17 protein-coding genes and 2 tRNA genes are annotated in these 16,299 nt (G+C 37.5%); 2 read left to right on the forward strand and 17 right to left on the reverse strand.

Annotation, left to right across the window (positions count from 1 at the left end; translation table 11 throughout):
* Window positions 1-61 precede the first annotated feature (61 nt).
* Window positions 62-135 (forward strand) — tRNA-Met (locus SB717_RS29655).
* 10 nt (window positions 136-145) lie between these two features.
* Window positions 146-217, forward strand: a tRNA-Glu gene (locus SB717_RS29660).
* A 119-nt stretch (window positions 218-336) separates the two neighbouring features.
* On the opposite strand, the gene SB717_RS29665 is transcribed toward SB717_RS29660, so the two are convergent.
* The 17 genes from SB717_RS29665 to purR all read right to left on the reverse strand — a co-directional run bounded on the left by SB717_RS29665 (window position 337) and on the right by purR (window position 16,289).
* Window positions 337-804: a S1 domain-containing RNA-binding protein gene (locus SB717_RS29665; protein WP_013054879.1), complete on the reverse strand. Its 468-nt coding sequence runs from the start codon at window positions 802-804 to the stop codon at window positions 337-339.
* 88 nt (window positions 805-892) lie between these two features.
* Window positions 893-1,264: an FtsB family cell division protein gene (locus SB717_RS29670; protein WP_013054878.1), complete on the reverse strand. Its 372-nt coding sequence runs from the start codon at window positions 1,262-1,264 to the stop codon at window positions 893-895.
* Window positions 1,265-1,268: 4 nt separating this feature from the next.
* A complete protein-coding gene (gene yabQ, locus SB717_RS29675) occupies window positions 1,269-1,892 on the reverse strand; it encodes a spore cortex biosynthesis protein YabQ (RefSeq protein ID WP_410906181.1) in 624 nt (207 codons plus the stop codon).
* Entirely contained in the window at window positions 1,889-2,194 is a 306-nt protein-coding gene (gene yabP / locus SB717_RS29680; protein ID WP_013054876.1) for a sporulation protein YabP, read from the reverse strand. Before yabP ends, yabQ begins: the two co-directional genes overlap by 4 nt.
* Before the next feature lie 99 nt (window positions 2,195-2,293).
* Window positions 2,294-2,560 (reverse strand): RNA-binding S4 domain-containing protein, encoded by a 267-nt coding sequence (locus SB717_RS29685; protein ID WP_013054875.1) that lies wholly within the window; start codon window positions 2,558-2,560, stop codon window positions 2,294-2,296.
* Between the two features lie 20 nt (window positions 2,561-2,580).
* Window positions 2,581-4,041, reverse strand: coding sequence for a bifunctional methyltransferase/pyrophosphohydrolase YabN (yabN, locus tag SB717_RS29690; RefSeq protein ID WP_074683568.1), 1,461 nt, complete (start codon window positions 4,039-4,041; stop codon window positions 2,581-2,583).
* A 12-nt stretch (window positions 4,042-4,053) separates the two neighbouring features.
* Window positions 4,054-5,658, reverse strand: a complete 1,605-nt coding sequence (locus SB717_RS29695) for a putative polysaccharide biosynthesis protein (RefSeq protein WP_410906183.1) — start codon at window positions 5,656-5,658, stop codon at window positions 4,054-4,056.
* Between the two features lie 229 nt (window positions 5,659-5,887).
* A complete protein-coding gene (gene spoVT, locus SB717_RS29700; RefSeq protein ID WP_028412643.1) occupies window positions 5,888-6,424 on the reverse strand; it encodes a stage V sporulation protein T in 537 nt (178 codons plus the stop codon).
* Window positions 6,425-6,673: 249 nt separating this feature from the next.
* On the reverse strand, window positions 6,674-10,204 hold the full coding sequence (gene mfd / locus SB717_RS29705) for a transcription-repair coupling factor (protein WP_410906185.1): 3,531 nt from the start codon (window positions 10,202-10,204) through the stop codon (window positions 6,674-6,676).
* 69 nt (window positions 10,205-10,273) lie between these two features.
* Complete coding sequence (gene fin / locus SB717_RS29710; RefSeq protein WP_013054869.1) at window positions 10,274-10,504, reverse strand: anti-sigma-F factor Fin; 231 nt, start codon at window positions 10,502-10,504, stop codon at window positions 10,274-10,276.
* Window positions 10,505-10,563: 59 nt separating this feature from the next.
* Complete coding sequence (pth, locus tag SB717_RS29715; RefSeq protein ID WP_098623020.1) at window positions 10,564-11,121, reverse strand: aminoacyl-tRNA hydrolase; 558 nt, start codon at window positions 11,119-11,121, stop codon at window positions 10,564-10,566.
* Between the two features lie 139 nt (window positions 11,122-11,260).
* Window positions 11,261-11,890: a 50S ribosomal protein L25/general stress protein Ctc gene (locus SB717_RS29720; RefSeq protein WP_098623019.1), complete on the reverse strand. Its 630-nt coding sequence runs from the start codon at window positions 11,888-11,890 to the stop codon at window positions 11,261-11,263.
* 186 nt (window positions 11,891-12,076) lie between these two features.
* A complete protein-coding gene (locus SB717_RS29725; RefSeq protein ID WP_013054866.1) occupies window positions 12,077-13,030 on the reverse strand; it encodes a ribose-phosphate diphosphokinase in 954 nt (317 codons plus the stop codon).
* Window positions 13,031-13,048: 18 nt separating this feature from the next.
* Entirely contained in the window at window positions 13,049-14,428 is a 1,380-nt protein-coding gene (glmU, locus tag SB717_RS29730; RefSeq protein WP_014462060.1) for a bifunctional UDP-N-acetylglucosamine diphosphorylase/glucosamine-1-phosphate N-acetyltransferase GlmU, read from the reverse strand.
* 194 nt (window positions 14,429-14,622) lie between these two features.
* The gene (spoVG, locus tag SB717_RS29735) at window positions 14,623-14,913 is read right to left on the reverse strand and encodes a septation regulator SpoVG (RefSeq protein WP_013054864.1); all 291 of its coding nucleotides are present in this window, start codon (window positions 14,911-14,913) and stop codon (window positions 14,623-14,625) included.
* Window positions 14,914-15,068: 155 nt separating this feature from the next.
* Complete coding sequence (locus SB717_RS29740; RefSeq protein ID WP_045294819.1) at window positions 15,069-15,446, reverse strand: RidA family protein; 378 nt, start codon at window positions 15,444-15,446, stop codon at window positions 15,069-15,071.
* A gap of 21 nt (window positions 15,447-15,467) precedes the next feature.
* On the reverse strand, window positions 15,468-16,289 hold the full coding sequence (gene purR / locus SB717_RS29745; RefSeq protein ID WP_013054862.1) for a pur operon repressor: 822 nt from the start codon (window positions 16,287-16,289) through the stop codon (window positions 15,468-15,470).
* Window positions 16,290-16,299: the final 10 nt, after the last annotated feature.

Consider the following 16,299-nt stretch of genomic DNA (forward strand, 5'->3'; position numbering starts at 1 on the left):
ATTATTGACAATAACTCTGCTTTTTTATATTATTATAAATGTCTTTTAGAGAACGTATAATGGCGGTGTAGCTCAGCTGGCTAGAGCGTACGGTTCATACCCGTGAGGTCGGGGGTTCGATCCCCTCCGCCGCTACTCGAATAACGGCCCGTTGGTCAAGCGGTTAAGACACCGCCCTTTCACGGCGGTAACACGGGTTCGAATCCCGTACGGGTCATCAAAAAGCATGTACAACAGTACATGCTTTTTTTCTACTCTTTTTTACATATAAAAAAGCACCTTTTAGATAAAAGGTACTTTCCAAAAACTCGCTATCTATTTGATATAAGCAGCAAGTTAACCGCGTTTTGCACCGCGTCCACCGCGTTTTGATTCGGTATGGCGCTTTAGGGAAGATAAACGTTCTTCACTGTCTTTTAAGAAACGATTCATTTTTTGTTCGAATGTTTCTTTTGTACGGAAATCATTACCGCCACCACGATTGTTATTACGTTGTGGGCGTGAATCACGTGGACGGTCTGAGCGTGGCGCTCTTGCAGGACGCTCTGGTCTTTCTGGACGTTCTGGTTTGTCTACCGCTTTCTTAATTGAAAGACCAATTTTACCATCTTTCTCAACGTTAATTACTTTGACTTCAACTTCATCGCCCACTTTTAAATGGTCGTTAATGTCCTTTACGTAATTATCAGCTACTTCACTGATATGAACCAAGCCTGTTGAACCTCCTGGTAACTCAACAAAAGCTCCAAAGTTCGTAATACCTGTTACCTTTCCCTGTAACTTGCTGCCTACTTCGATTGACATAAAAAAAATGCTCCTCCTTAAATGATAAAAGAAATCAATTTATTATATTATACAAAAAGCAAAAATACACTGTCAACGAACCATACGTTTAGTCTTTTTTTACATTAAAGATAATTTCCCCGTCTTCTGATAAAAAATAATCTCTGCGGGCAATCTTTTTAATATAATCATCGTCATTTAACTTGACGATTTCACCTTTTAACTGTTTTTGCTTGCTTTGTAATTTTGTCAGCTGCTGTTCTAATTTCACCTTCTCAGCTTTTTTGTTCTCAATAGCTGAGGTTTGCGTAATTAAAGCTGATACCATCAATCCACCAATGATTAAGGCCAACACTCCGAAAACAGTCAAACGCCTAATTAAACCGATACGCTTTCGATCTGTATTTTGTTTAATTTGCTCTTGTTTATGGCTATAATCAGTATTTAACTTCGCGACCTTTTTTTTTCGTACCGCACTCATTGAATTAGTCGTCCCCCTTGTTTTTTAAAGTGTTCACCCATGCAACGACTCTCATTATCATATTCTTTGCCCGATTGTAAATTCCTTCTATATACCAAAAACCCATATGTAAAAATCGTTTTACAGGTTTAGGCAACATTCTCCAAAATACGAAAAGAACCCACCTGGCCGGTACGTAAATAAGCTTTAGACAGAATACGAGCAGCTTATGAACAGCTCGGTAGATCCCTAAAGCGACTACAAGTAGAATATGAATAAAGAAGCGGATAGGCTTGACCAAAAAAATATTACTAAGCGTTAAAACACCTCGATATAAACTTAATACGCTCGAGACAGTAAATGTTAATACTTTTAAATACAGTGATTGAAATAAGCTTTGATACGCGGCGAAGCCGCAAAACAAAGCAAGAAACGCATACAAACGCAGTTCTCCTTCATTCACTAAAAACAACACATAAAAAATGAGAAGAGCTTGCACCATCCAAAACAATACGTCATTCACAAATACAAACCATGGGCGTGATTTAGAGCGATTAACAAAGTAACGATAAGTATCGAGAGAAGCGCCTAAACCGCTTCCCATCGATACCATCGCAAGCATTGTATAGAGCTGAATGTTTAAACTCATCGAAACAACTTACTAAAGAATCCTTTAGCCTTCTCCGATTGGTTCTCATCTAAGTAAACTATATCAAAGATTTTTCCTTTTATCGATACAATTCCTTGATCAACGTCTAAATTTTTCATTTGCAGATTTTGCCCTCTAACTGACAAGAAACCCATCACTGTTTCAAGTAAAAATTCCTCATTGTCAAAGCTCTCTACCTGCTTCACACCCGTGATATCTAAGAGACGCCGACCCTTCATCACTAAATCATGATTTGGAGTATGGTCTTTGTTTGAATTGCTTGTTTCGTAAAATTGGCTCATATCTTCATCCCCACCTCATTCATTAAGAGCATTCGCTCTTGTTATCTGTTGTTTAAAACATATGAATAAGAAAGGTGATTTAGAACAAGCCTTCATCAGTTATACTTCAGATGAAATACGCTCTTCTTTGACAATTGAGTACAAATTAGCTGCTTCTTCTTTTTTAGCTGCTTCTTGAAGAGCCTCTATTTTAACGGTAATTTTCTTCGTGCCAAATGTGATCGCTAATTCATCTCCTACTTTCACATTTGTGCTTGCTTTTGCAACGATACCATTAATGGTAATACGGCCCTTGTCTGAGACTTCTTTTGCTAATGTACGGCGCTTAATTAAACGTGATACTTTTAAAAATTTATCTAACCTCATAATTCCCTCACCTTTCTGTTTTACAAACCTGTTTTTTTGGCTTCTTCCCAAAATTCATCTAAGTCTTCTAACGAAAAAGATTCAAATGGTTTTTCAGAAGCTCTCACTTTTTCTTCAATATATTGAAATCGATTTAAAAACTTTGTATTCGTTTTAGCTAATGCAGCTTCAGAGTCAATTTTATAAAATCTTGCAATATTCACTAAAGCAAATAAAATATCTCCAAATTCATCGCTCATTTTTTCTTTATCAGCATGCTGTACTTCCTCTTGGAATTCAGCAAGTTCTTCCTGTACTTTTTCCCACATAGGTTCAACTTCTGACCAATCGAAACCAACTTTTGCAGCTTGTTTTTGGTACCCGTGCGCTTTCATTAAAGAAGGCATAGCTCCAGGTACAGAAGCTAATAAAGAAGAAGGTTCCTCTCCTTTTTCTTCTTTTTTGATTTCATCCCAATTTTTTAAGACCTCATCTGCATCCTTCACGCTCACTTCTCCAAATACATGCGGATGGCGTCTTACCATTTTCTCTGAAACACTGCGAATGACATCATCAATTGAAAACATTCCTTCATCTTGACCGATTTGTGCATGAAGCAATACTTGCAGCAGTACATCACCGAGCTCTTCAATCATATTATCGTCATCTTGGCGGTCAATTGCATCTAATAACTCATAAGACTCTTCTAGCAAATAGCGCTTGAGCGATTCATGCGTTTGTTTTTGATCCCAAGGACATCCGTTTGGCCCTCTGAGCGTGGCAATAATCCTTCTGAATGCGTCAAATTGATGGTATAAAATTGTTTCGTCCGCTACTGGAGGGACATAGATAGTCGTTAAGTTATTGAGCGACATTTCTCTATCTAATTCATACAGCTTGACCGGCTGGATTTTTTCTTCACTGCTTCCCGCTGCCGTTACAATGTAAACGAGATAATCATCAGGAACGTGTTCCATCAACGTTAGCTTTACCTCTGAAGCAACGAACTGATCGTATACTTGAGCAATTAGAACATGACCCGTTAATTCTATTTCGCTTCGCTTTAAATCTGTTCCGTCTAGTAGCTGAAACCCTTCAATAGGATCAATCTTTAGTGCGCCAAAAATTGGGTCTAAGAAGCTTTGTCCCCCTTTAATTTCAACAGGAATGCTGCGTTCTTTTCCTTTTTGTAAAAGTAATTGAACCGTACGTTCCGCCACTAAAGGGTGCCCGGGAACGGCATACACCACTTCTTCTATTGAAGCTTTATCGATTAAATCATTTGATATATGTTCATATACCTCTTCAAATGCATCATGAGATTCGTATACGTCATCATAGGATACATACGTCAAGCCTTCACTTTCTAACTCTTTGATTACAGGATGTTCTTTTGTGCGCATATAAATATGCTTTTCCTGCTGTAGCAAGCGATAAATGCCTACAGGTAGCTGTTCTAAATCGCCTGCTCCTAAACCAATAACTGTTACTTTACCTGTCATTGCTTCACCTTCTTATTTATTTTTTAATACGTATTTAGCTAAAACACTTCCCATTGGAAGTAAACGTAATTCCTCTTCGGTAAAAATACGTTGTTTCATAATGATAAACAAATAAAACAAACCACCTATTAAAACACCAGCTCCTGTTTCAACCACTTGTTTGCTTGTATCTAAACCATTAGACCATACAAAGTGATGTAAACAAAATAAATAGCTTTGCAAAAGAACGACCATTGCTATGCCCGTTATAAAAATACCTCCACTTGCCTTTTTCGGAACAAGAGGTACAGCAAGCTTTTTATACAGACAAAATAGATTGATTGCTGCAACGATAGCGAATCCAGCTGAGGAAGCAATGGCTGCTCCTACGGTTTGAAAATCTGGTATTAGCCAAAGATTCAATATCAGTTTAACCGTCATGCCAGCGATGACGGCTATTACAGGTGCGAAAACAGCTCCCATCCCCTGAAGCACAGCTCCAGCAGTTGCTGCTACGGTTGTAAATATAACTAACAAGCTCAAAATTTGTAAAACGTCCGTTCCGTGGGAGTCACCGTATAAAAGCATATTAATGGGTTTCATCAGCGCAATCAAGCCAAAAGCTGCTCCAACTCCGACTACAAGCGATAGACGGAGAGACAGCTGAACTTTTTCAACCACAAATGACAGGTTCTTTTTCGCAATGGCTGAAGAAATAACAGGTACAAGTGAAAGCGAAAAAGCTGTACCTACTACTGTACCTAGTTGAATCAACGGAAGCCCGCGGTCGTAAATACCTTTTAAAATTTGCGCTTCTTCTTCAGCCATGCCGTGCGCCGTCAGACTAGAATATAAAGTAAAAGAGTCAATAAGCTGGATAAACAGCAGACCCATACCGCTAATACAAATTAATAAGCCTTGAATAACAAGGATTTTAAATATTCTCTTGATGTCTGCTTTTTTTATGCGTTGAAATATCCCCTTAGAGTTTGTCTTTGTTCTAAAAACAAATAAAAATAAAATAATAAGGGATGTTATACCGCCTGTTATAGAACCAAAAATAGCTCCCGCCCCTGCAGTATATAAATCATAACCATGTTGGATCAAGAAAATAGACAGATACAAAATAGTCCCTACCCGTACAACTTGTTCTGCGATTTGAGACAACGCTGTAGGAAACATATTATGTAATCCTTGATAATAACCACGAATAACAGCAATAAACGGAATAAGTAAAAAGGAAAATGAAATAATTTGAATGAGAACCGTTAACTTACGATCTCCCATCCACTCGGCAATCGTTTCTGCGAAAATATATTCAAACGCAAATATCGTGCAGCCTACTACAAACAAAAAAGCAAATGAAACTTGAAGTATTCCTCGGATTTCCTTTCTCCGATTTGTTACTGCATACTCAGCTACTAACTTTGAGATAATTACAGGGAAACCATATGTACCTAGCTGTAGCGCAATTCCATATAGCGGATAAACTTGCTGATAGATATAAAACCCTATATCTCCCGCAATATGGTGATATGGAATACGATAAGTGGCACTTAAGATTTTCGTAAATAAACCTGCGAGCGTTAAAATAATAGCGCCGTTAAAAATAGAATAGAGCTTTGATTGTTTCTGCATTCCTACACCTTTCACCTGCAGCTTGTAATTATGTGAACAGCTCTTTTTATTAGCCGCTAACCGCAATAGGATAGAGCTTTGTTCTTATAAAACATCCTGCACTTTCCAATAAATAAAATACCGTACCATTATATCATGTTCTCTTTATTTCTAAGGTAAGACAGCATGAAAAAAGGCAGCAGAAACTGCTACCTTTTCATTAAATAATGTAAAATAAAGATAATTACGCTTACTGCTCCATTTGACGAGATAAGAAGCTAGCTGCCGTTTCGGCTGCTTTATGCTCTACTTCACCAAGAGACTTCTCTTTTGAGAAAATGACAACGGCTCCAATCGGATCTCCATTTGCAATAATCGGACCGATTGTGTAAGAAGAAATATTTTCTTCGTATCCATCGACAAATTCAAGGTTTTTCCCATCAGTTACTAAAGAAGAACTGCGACTTTCCATAACAGATTCTACTAAAGAACTAATGTTTTTATTTAAGTATTCTTTTTTAGAGCTTCCTGCTACCGCAATAAATACATCGCGGTCACAAATAAGCACAGGATGACCTAAGCTATCGTATAGCGCTTCGCCATACTCTTTTGCAAAATCTCCCAGTTCACTAATTGGCGAATATTTCTTTAAAATAACTTCTCCATCGCGATCGACGAAAATCTCTAGCGGGTCTCCCTCTCGGATGCGAAGTGTTCTTCTAATTTCTTTTGGAATCACAACGCGACCCAAATCATCAATACGACGAACAATACCTGTTGCTTTCATTCATTGAAGCCTCTCTTTCATATGATGATTAAAATAGTTGGTGAATATCACTGATGGCTATATGATAAAAGGTTCACCTTTGTTGAGGTTAGTATTCTTCACTCTACAACTTCTATTCACCAACCATCTCTTTTTTTGTTAAAAAGTGTGCTTTTATTAAAAAAATGTCCAAAAAACCGCCAAAACATGGGGATTTGGGTATTTTTATTTCGGCTATATAAAAAGAAGGCTCAAAAATGAGCCTTCTTTTTAATTCGTAACTTGTTCTTTTTTAACAGTCGCTACTCCTTTTACTAACTGATACACAATATTGAGCCATTCTTTTTGAGCAAGTCCTTTTACGTTAACCACTAATTTTACTTTCTTGCCTTCCATACCTAAGCTGACCATTCTGCCAAATTGATCACCTAGCATGAATAATTTTTGGCCGTCTATCGTTGAGCTCGCTTCTTCAGACAGCAGAATAGAAATTTCTTGTTTTGACTGAAGAATAGATTCTACTAAGTTCTGCGTTGCATATACTTTTGTTTCAGCTACTTTAAACAAATACTCAACCTCAGCCGGATACTCTCCAAAACGATCAATCATTTCATCCTGCAATTCTTGAATATCCTCTAGTGCTTCAATTCCTCTAAAGCGCTTATACATCTCAATTTTCAAGCGGCCGTCTGTAATGTACTGATCAGGAATATACGCATCTAAGTCCAGATTCATTTCCACATTAAATTTTACACTTTCTCCATCAGACCCGCGTCTTTCCTCTATCGCTTCTTTAAGCATTTGTGAGTAGAGATCAAAACCGACAGAATCGATAAATCCATGCTGCTGAGCACCCAGTAAGTTTCCAGCGCCACGTATTGAAAGATCACGCATAGCAATTTTAAAACCAGAACCTAATTCGGTGAATTCTTTAATAGCTTGCAGACGCTTTTCAGCTACTTCTGTCAGTACTTTGTCTTTATGATACGTAAAGTACGCATATGCCACGCGATTTGAACGACCTACGCGCCCTCTTAATTGATACAGTTGTGATAATCCCATCTTATCAGCATTATTGACAATGAGCGTATTTACATTTGGAATATCTACTCCCGTTTCGATAATGGTTGTACTCACAATCACGTCATATTCGCCTTCTAAAAAGCTTAAGATAACCGCTTCGAGTTCGGTTTCATTCATTTTTCCGTGGGCATACGTTACCCTAGCATCAGGGACGAGCATCGAAATTTCTTCTGCTTTTCGTTCAATATCTTCTACGCGATTATATAAAAAGTAAACTTGGCCATCACGCGCTAACTCACGCTCAATCGCTTCACGAACTAAAACCGGATTATACTCCACTACATATGTTTGAACCGGAAAACGATTTTCAGGAGGCGTTTCAATAACAGACAAATCCCTTACGCCCAACATAGACATATGTAATGTTCGTGGAATAGGTGTTGCTGTAAGTGTAAGGACATCAACGTTTGCTTTCATTTGCTTAATTTTTTCCTTGTGCGTTACACCAAAACGCTGCTCTTCATCGATAACTAACAATCCTAAATCTTTATAAATCACGTCTTTAGATAGTAAACGATGTGTACCAATCACCACATCTACGGTCCCATTTTTTAGCCCTTTAATTGTTTCTTGCTGCTGTTTACGACTGCGAAAGCGGCTCAATAGCCCAATGTTTATTGGATAGTCTTGAAAACGCTCACGGATGGTTTCATAGTGCTGCTGAGCTAAAATAGTGGTTGGCACTAAAATAGCCACTTGTTTTCCATCTGTCACAGCTTTAAATGCAGCACGAATGGCTACTTCTGTTTTTCCATATCCAACGTCTCCACAAAGCAAACGATCCATTGGTCTTTCATGTTCCATATCCTTTTTAATTTCTTGTACAGAACGAAGCTGATCTTCGGTTTCTTGATAAGGGAAAGCTGTTTCAAATTCTCTTTGTAAATCGCCATCCGGGGAAAATGCATAACCTTTACTTGCTTCACGCTCTGCATACAGTTTAATTAAGTCATCAGCGATGTCTTGAACAGAAGACTCAACTTTTCGTTTCACTTTCTTCCAGTCATTTCCGCCAAGTTTATATACTTTTGGCTCTTTCCCTTCAGAGCCTACATATTTTTGTACTTGATCAATCTGTTCAACAGGAACGTACAGCTTGTCAGAGCCTTCATATTTGATATGGATATAATCTTTATGATTACCGTTAATCTCTAACGTTTCCATTCCTAAATAACGGCCAATACCGTGGTTCACGTGAACGACATAGTCACCTACGTTTAACTCTGAATAGCTTTTAATACGTTCTGCATTGGAAAGCTTTTGACGACGCTTTGATTTCTTTACCCGTTTTTTAAACAATTCTTCCTCGGTTAAAACAGCTAATTTTTGCATCGGCAGTTCAAAGCCCATTTGTAAATCGCCTTCAATAATTTGAACAAGACCTGGCACAAGCTGACCATTTCCATCTAAAATAGATGAATCAATATCATAATCTGCTAGCACACCTTCAAGTTTTTTCACGCGCTCTTTATCTGCTCCTAAGAGGACTACCGTATAATTAGCATTTTTCCAACGTTCAATTTCACTTTTTAATAAGTTCATTTGGCCGTAAAACTGCTGCATCTGCTTACATGAAATATTAATAATATTTTGCGGACTCGTATACGATACGTGCTTCAAAAATAACGATAAGTATAAAAACTGATGTTTTGCTCGCTGAATAAGAGATGGGAGCTTATGAGATAATTGAACGTCTCGAACAATTTGCCCCTGTCCTAATAATTCGGTTATCCATTCAGCTTCCTCTGTTTCAAGCTGATCAGACGTTTCTTGAATTCGAGTGGTTTCATCAAAGATGACAAGGCCGCCTTCCGGTAAATAATCTAGTAAACTAGCAGGCGATTCGTAGAAGAATGATAAATACTTGAACATATTTTCAAGAAGCTGACCTTGACGCAGCTGTTCGATTTCACCTTTAATATTTTCTGTTAAGGTAGTTTTTAGCGCTGCGTTTTTTACTTGTTGCAGCGTCGAAGCCAGCTGTGCTTCTAGTTCTTCAATTCCTTGGGCCACTTCATTTTGGTTCACAATGATTTCCGTAGCAGGACCGATTGAAATTTCTTTTAACTGCTCTTGAGAGCGTTGATCCTCGATTGTAAAAGTACGAATGGAATCAATCTCCGTATCAAATAGTTCAATTCGGACAGGTAGCTCTTCTGTTAACGGATAAATGTCAATGATTCCTCCGCGCACACTAAACTCACCCGGAGCTGAAACCATCGATGCCCGCTCATAGCCCAACTCAACTAACCTTTTTAAATAATGATCAACGTCGATGTCAATTCCCATTTGAAACGGCAGCTGTGTTTGCTCCCATCTTGCTTTAGGAGGCAGCAGCTTTCGAATTCCTGCAAGCGGTGTTACAACTACTCCACCTGTATGTTGACTCCAATAATTGAGGACTTCAATTCGCTGAGCCTTTAATTCTGGACTTGCAATCCCCACCTCTGTAGCAACTAAATCGTTAACAGGGTATAAGAAAACGTCTTTTTCCGGTAAAAGATGTAAAAGGTCTTCATACACTTTTTGAGCTTGATATAAATTATGAGTCACTACTAATAAGGGGTATTTTTTATCCTCATTTAAGAGTGCCATTAATACAGATCGAGCTGAACCGGAAATTCCCGTTACTAACTGTTCTTTCAAACCTTCTTCTAAACTGCTGACAACAGCTCCAATTTCTTTATTTTCTTCAAATTGCTGTCTAATCCCTCGCAAAGGAATTCCCTCCTCCCATGATATGTCTAAACTAAACAGAAAAACGCTTTGGTTTGAGACCAAAGCTTTTTATTGTATAAATGTTTCGTACTGATGATAGTCTGGATTTCGTTCTAGCGCTTCTTGACAATCTTCACAAATAATTTTAACCACGATATCTCCACTATTATGGTAGTGAATAAAGTCTTTTCGTTCATCTGCGGTTAGGTGATTAAAACCGAGTGCTTCTGTATTGTGAGCTGTCTTTTCTATCATACCGACTTTTGCGCCACAATGTCTACAGAAATAATGAATAGACATACAAATCCTCCCAAATCTTTTAGTGTTAGTATGGACGATTGAGAGAAATTTTATTCTACTTAATTATAGCGATTCATTACTTCTAAGAACGGTTTACCTAAAAAATCTTCACTCGCTTGTACAGACGTTTTCATCGCTTCTTCCATATGAACCATTTCATCTTCTGTAAAGCGCCCTAGTACGTAATCAACTACTTTCATACCGTTTTTCGGACGATCGATTCCAATACGAATTCGGTTAAACTCTTGGGTTTTTAAATGCTGAATAATTGATTTTATTCCGTTATGGCCACCCGGACTTCCTTTTGTACGCAATCTTACTTTTCCGCACGGTAAATCTAAGTCATCGTAAATAACAAGCAAGTCTTCGACGTCTATATCAAAATAGTCCATTAACGGGCGAATACTTTCTCCTGATAAATTCATATATGTTAGAGGCTTTAATAATATGACTTTTTCTCCTTTTATTATACCTGTTCCATATATTCCGTTAAACTTTGTTTTATCTAATGAAATCATAAACTGTTCAGCAATTTTATCAATTGCCATAAATCCTATGTTATGACGGGTACGGTCATATTCTTTTCCAGGATTCCCTAAACCAACGATTAATTTCAAAATAGATACTCCTTTCCACTCTATGTAAGTTGTACATAATAGGTAAATGTCTTTAATGTTTTACATTACTATATAGTATCACTTTTATTATAATCAATTCACACAAAAAGACGTAACCTTTTGGTTACGTCTTTTTATATTATTCTTCGTTATCTTTTTCTTTTGTTGCTTCAACATCGCCTTCAGCATCCTGAACTTCGCCGCTGTCTGGCTCTTCTTCCTGTTGAGGAGGTAGTACAGAAGCAACTGTATCTTCTGCATTATGCGTAATTTCTAGCTTCTTATCTACCTTAATATCCCCTACTGTGATTGTATCATTAATTCCCAAATCTGATACATCTACATCAATAGATGATGGGATATCTTGCGGCAAGCCTTTTAATGAAATTTCATATAGAGACTGCTGTAATACGCCGCCTTCTTTTGTTCCTTTTGCTTCTCCTACTAGAGATAAAGAAACTTCAGTATCAATTTCTTTCTTCATGTCGACCACTTGGAAATCGGCGTGGACAATTTCGTTTTTTAATGGATCGGTTTGAATATCATGTAACATTACGGAATATTTTTGCTTTTCCACTTGTAATGTTAACACTCCATTGCGTCCTGCTTCACGAATAGTCTTAATAAAATCAGCACTGTTTAAGTAAATAGGTGTGGATTCTGTTTTATTTCCGTAAACAACCGCTGGGAAGTTTCCTTCGTCGCGAATCTTTCTATTTGTAGAATTTTTGAAATCCGTTCTTTTATTTGCTTGAATTGAAATACTCATTTTATTCACCTTCCAGTATGTTTTCTACTTAAAATGTACCCTTTTTAGAAGGTTGCTAAACATGAAACTCAGTTTGAACAGTAATATATCTCTGTTCATTCCATCCAAAGCGCTTTAAAATCAAGGGTTGGCACATTTAAATTTTTTCAAAAAAACCTCTTTCCAAATGGAAAGAGGTTCTGTTTATCAATCAAATAATGTACTAACTGATTGCTCTTCGTGAACACGAATAATCGCTTCACCGATTAACGGAGCTACTGAAAGTTCTGTTACTTTATCAATTTTCTTATCTTCTGTTAAAGCAATAGAGTTTGTTACAGCTAGCTCTTTGATTGTAGAATTTTGAATACGCTCAATCGCAGGGCCTGAAAGCACTGGGTGTGTACAACAAGCATATACTTCTTTTGCACCTGCTTCAATTAATGCACTTGCACCAATTGTAATTGTACCAGCTGTATCAATCATGTCATCAATCAAGATTGCTGTTTTTCCTTCCACTTGTCCAACAATGTTCATAACTTCTGCTACGTTTGGACGTGGGCGACGTTTGTCAATGATAGCGATCGGCGCTTTTAGACGTTCCGCTAAACGGCGAGCACGCGTTACGCCACCGTGATCCGGAGATACAACAACAACGTCATCAAGGTTTTTACTCTTGAAGTATTCACCTAAAATTGGAACACCTACTAAATGGTCAATTGGAATATCGAAGAAACCTTGAATTTGAGGAGCATGTAAATCTAATGTGATAATACGAGTAGCTCCCGCTTTTTCAATGATATTTGCTGCTAACTTGGCAGTGATTGGTTCACGTGCACGAGCTTTACGATCCTGACGAGCATAGCCATAGTAAGGCATAACGATGTTAATTGTTTTAGCTGATGCACGTTTTAATGCATCAATCATAATTAATAATTCCATTAAGTGTTCGTTAACTGGAGCACTTGTTGATTGAATGATAAATACATCACAACCACGGATACTTTCTTCAATGTTAATTTGAATTTCACCGTCACTAAAACGATCAACCGAACATTTACCTAATTCCACACCAATTACTTTTGCGATCTCTTCAGCTAAAGCCTTGTTTGAATTTAGCGTAAATAACTTTAAATTTTCATCAGCATATACATTTGACATTTTATTGTGAAACCTCCGTCAGGATTTTTTATTAATATCAAGCTTTTCAGCATAGTTTTCTTTATTTACTTGTTTCGCACGAGCAATTGATAATGCTTTTCCTGGCACATCATCCGTTACGGTTGAACCAGCTGCAACATAGGCGCCTTCACCAATTGTTACAGGTGCAATTAAGTTTGAGTTACATCCTACGAATGCCCCATCTTCAATCTTTGTTAAAAATTTATTTTTCCCATCGTAGTTAACTGTAATAGATCCGCACCCTAAGTTTACACCTTTTCCGACCTCTGCGTCTCCAATATAACTTAAATGAGAAGCTTTGCTACCTTTGCCAAAAGATGCTTTTTTAATTTCTACAAAGTTTCCTACGCGCACTTCATCTCCAATTAATGATTGAGGACGAATATGTGCAAATGGGCCAATTGTGACTTCGTGACCAATTTCACTATCGTGAGCAACAGAATGGCGAATAGAAGTATTATTACCTATTTTGCAGTCTTTAATTTCACTGTTAGGTCCTACTTCACAATTCTCTCCAATTACAACTGTTCCTTGAATAACCGTACCAGGATAAATAACCGTATCTCTGCCAATGACAGCATCTGCTGAAATGTACGTGTTAGAAGGATCCACAATCGTCACTCCATTTAACATATGCTGCTTGTTGATGCGCTTTTTCATTGTTTCTTCTGCCTGAGACAGAGCAAATCGATCATTAACGCCTAATGTTTCAGCAAAATCGGATGTTTGATATGCAGAAATAATTTGACCTTCATTTTTTAGAATTTCGATAACATCAGGTAAATAGTACTCTCCCTGTACATTATCATTTGAAACTTTTGAAAGTGTCTCAAATAATTTCTCATTATCAAAACAATACGTACCAGTATTAATTTCCTGTACAAGACGCTCTTGTTCTGTCGCATCTTTATGTTCAACAATCTTTTCAACAGAGCCTTGTTCATTTCGAATGATACGTCCATATCCTGTTGGATCTTCTGCATGAGCCGTTAAAATAGTTGCCATTGCATTTGTTGCTTCATGATGCTTTAATAAAGATTCAATTGTTTCAGCTGTAATAAGCGGAGTATCTCCACATACAACAATTGTCGTACCTTTTTCATGTGCAAGTAAAGATTCTGCTTGCATTACTGCATGAGCTGTTCCTAACTGCTCTTCTTGTAAAGCAAATAAGCTTTTATCTCCGACATGTGATTTCACTTTTTCGGCACCGTGACCTACAACTGTAATTAAATTTGTTAAATCTAAGCGTGATAACTGATCAATTACGTGTTGCACCATCGGTTTGCCACACACAGGGTGTAACACTTTGTATAAAGATGACTTCATACGTGTACCCTGACCAGCTGCCAATATGACTGCATATCTTTTTGACATAACAGGCCTCCAATTTTACCTTTTTATCCATTAAGAATATTATATCAAAAATGACAGCATTTCAAGGAATCATTTATAAGTCATGAATTTTATTTTTTGGTAATGCTAAAGTTTTACAAAGGTGTTAAATTATATAAGTGGTAATCAAAAAGAAAAGAGCCTACTTTTCAGTAGACTCTTAATGTATCATATGTTTACGAAGCACCCGCTTCTTCGAATTCAACTTCTACCTCACCTAAACGATGATATTCTGCTAACACAGCATCTTGAATCTTTCCGCGAGTATTTGAATTGATTGGATGTGCAATATCACGGAACTCACCATCCGGTGTACGTTTACTTGGCATGGCTACAAATAAGCCATTATTACCATCAATCACACGAATATCATGAACAACAAATTCACCATCTAATGTGATTGAAGCAATCGCTCTCATACGTCCTTCAGTGTTCACGCGGCGTAATCTTACGTCAGTTACTTCCATCTTGTTCACCACCTTTTTCTATGCGAAGCTTTACATACTTAATTCCACAGAATTTTGTATTTTCCTGCTATTCAGAAAAAAATTTTAGAAAATTTTCGCAAAAAAAGTGAACAATTGGAAGTTACTTGCTTTTTATTAGAAATTTGTTAATTTAATTACCCTTTAACAAGCGCAATAACTTCAATTTCAACCAGTACATCTTTAGGTAGTCTCGCTACTTCTACACATGAACGTGCTGGCTTATGGTCCCCGAAGTAGTCACCATAGACTTCATTTAACGCTGTGAAGTCGTTCATATCTTTAATGAACACGGTTGCCTTTACAACTGTATTTAGAGAAGCTCCAGCTTCTTCAAGAACTGCTTTTAGATTTTCAAATACTTGAGTAGCTTGTACTTGAACATCGCCTTCGACCAACGTACCATCTGGACGAAGTGGAATTTGACCTGAACTGTAAAACAAGTTATTCACAACAATTCCCTGTGAATATGGACCAATAGCTTGCGGTGCATTTTTTGTTTGAACCTGTAACATATGTTCCTCTCCCTTACTTGATCAAATATATTTTAAGTAATTGCCTTCTTGTACACGAATTTGTTTATCTTTAATATTTACATCTGTTAATTGTACAAGAGACACATACTCATCCACTAAACGTTCTTCAATATCTTCTGATTCTACTAAAACTCCAATACCAGCAACAGTTGCATCGAACTCTTCAAGCAAACTAACCATTCCATTTACAGTGCCGCCAGCTTTCATGAAATCATCAATGATGAGTACATTTGACCCCACCGCTAAACTTCTTTTAGCTAACAGCATCGTTTGAATGCGCTTAGATGAGCCTGACACGTAGTTAATACTAACGGTCGATCCTTCAGTTACTTTACTGTCTCTGCGCACAATAACAACGGGCACGTCTAAATACTGAGCAACTGCATACGCAATAGGAATACCTTTTGTTGCTACAGTCATCACAACATCGATTTTGCGGTTAGCAAAAAGCGATGCATACAAGCGACCGATTTTATTCACAACGCGGGGGTTCCCTAAAATATCAGTTAAATATAAATATCCACCTGGCAATAAACGCTCAGGTTTTTCAATCAACCCACATAATTCTTGAACAAGCTGACCAGCTTCTTCATTCGTCATCTTTGGAATGAATTTAACTCCGCCGGCAGCCCCTGGTAGCGTAACCAAAGTTCCGATACCCTGCTGTTCAAAAGTTTGTTTAATAATCGCCATATCTTCGCTAATCGATGATTTTGCGGAATCATATTTATCTGCAAAATACGTAAGAGGGATAAGGCGCTGAGGGTTTTGAATGAAATAGTTGGTCATATCAATTAATCGTCCACTACGTCGAAACTTCATAACATCCTCC

Origin of the sequence: Priestia sp. SIMBA_032 (assembly GCF_046535215.1) — a bacterium.
GTDB classification, from domain to species: domain Bacteria; phylum Bacillota; class Bacilli; order Bacillales; family Bacillaceae_H; genus Priestia; species Priestia aryabhattai.

Excerpts from the sequence above, each read along its gene's own strand:
- SB717_RS29665 (WP_013054879.1), bottom strand. The coding sequence starts at position 804 with ATGTCAATCGAAGTAGGCAGCAAGTTACAGGGAAAGGTAACAGGTATT.
- SB717_RS29670 (WP_013054878.1), bottom strand. The coding sequence starts at position 1,264 with ATGAGTGCGGTACGAAAAAAAAAGGTCGCGAAGTTAAATACTGATTAT.
- yabQ (WP_410906181.1), bottom strand. The coding sequence starts at position 1,892 with ATGAGTTTAAACATTCAGCTCTATACAATGCTTGCGATGGTATCGATG.
- yabP (WP_013054876.1), bottom strand. The coding sequence starts at position 2,194 with ATGAGCCAATTTTACGAAACAAGCAATTCAAACAAAGACCATACTCCA.
- SB717_RS29685 (WP_013054875.1), bottom strand. The coding sequence starts at position 2,560 with ATGAGGTTAGATAAATTTTTAAAAGTATCACGTTTAATTAAGCGCCGT.
- yabN (WP_074683568.1), bottom strand. The coding sequence starts at position 4,041 with ATGACAGGTAAAGTAACAGTTATTGGTTTAGGAGCAGGCGATTTAGAA.
- SB717_RS29695 (WP_410906183.1), bottom strand. The coding sequence starts at position 5,658 with ATGCAGAAACAATCAAAGCTCTATTCTATTTTTAACGGCGCTATTATT.
- spoVT (WP_028412643.1), bottom strand. The coding sequence starts at position 6,424 with ATGAAAGCAACAGGTATTGTTCGTCGTATTGATGATTTGGGTCGCGTT.
- fin (WP_013054869.1), bottom strand. The coding sequence starts at position 10,504 with ATGTCTATTCATTATTTCTGTAGACATTGTGGCGCAAAAGTCGGTATG.
- SB717_RS29720 (WP_098623019.1), bottom strand. The coding sequence starts at position 11,890 with ATGAGTATTTCAATTCAAGCAAATAAAAGAACGGATTTCAAAAATTCT.
- SB717_RS29725 (WP_013054866.1), bottom strand. The coding sequence starts at position 13,030 with ATGTCAAATGTATATGCTGATGAAAATTTAAAGTTATTTACGCTAAAT.
- glmU (WP_014462060.1), bottom strand. The coding sequence starts at position 14,428 with ATGTCAAAAAGATATGCAGTCATATTGGCAGCTGGTCAGGGTACACGT.
- spoVG (WP_013054864.1), bottom strand. The coding sequence starts at position 14,913 with ATGGAAGTAACTGACGTAAGATTACGCCGCGTGAACACTGAAGGACGT.
- SB717_RS29740 (WP_045294819.1), bottom strand. The coding sequence starts at position 15,446 with ATGTTACAGGTTCAAACAAAAAATGCACCGCAAGCTATTGGTCCATAT.
- purR (WP_013054862.1), bottom strand. The coding sequence starts at position 16,289 with ATGAAGTTTCGACGTAGTGGACGATTAATTGATATGACCAACTATTTC.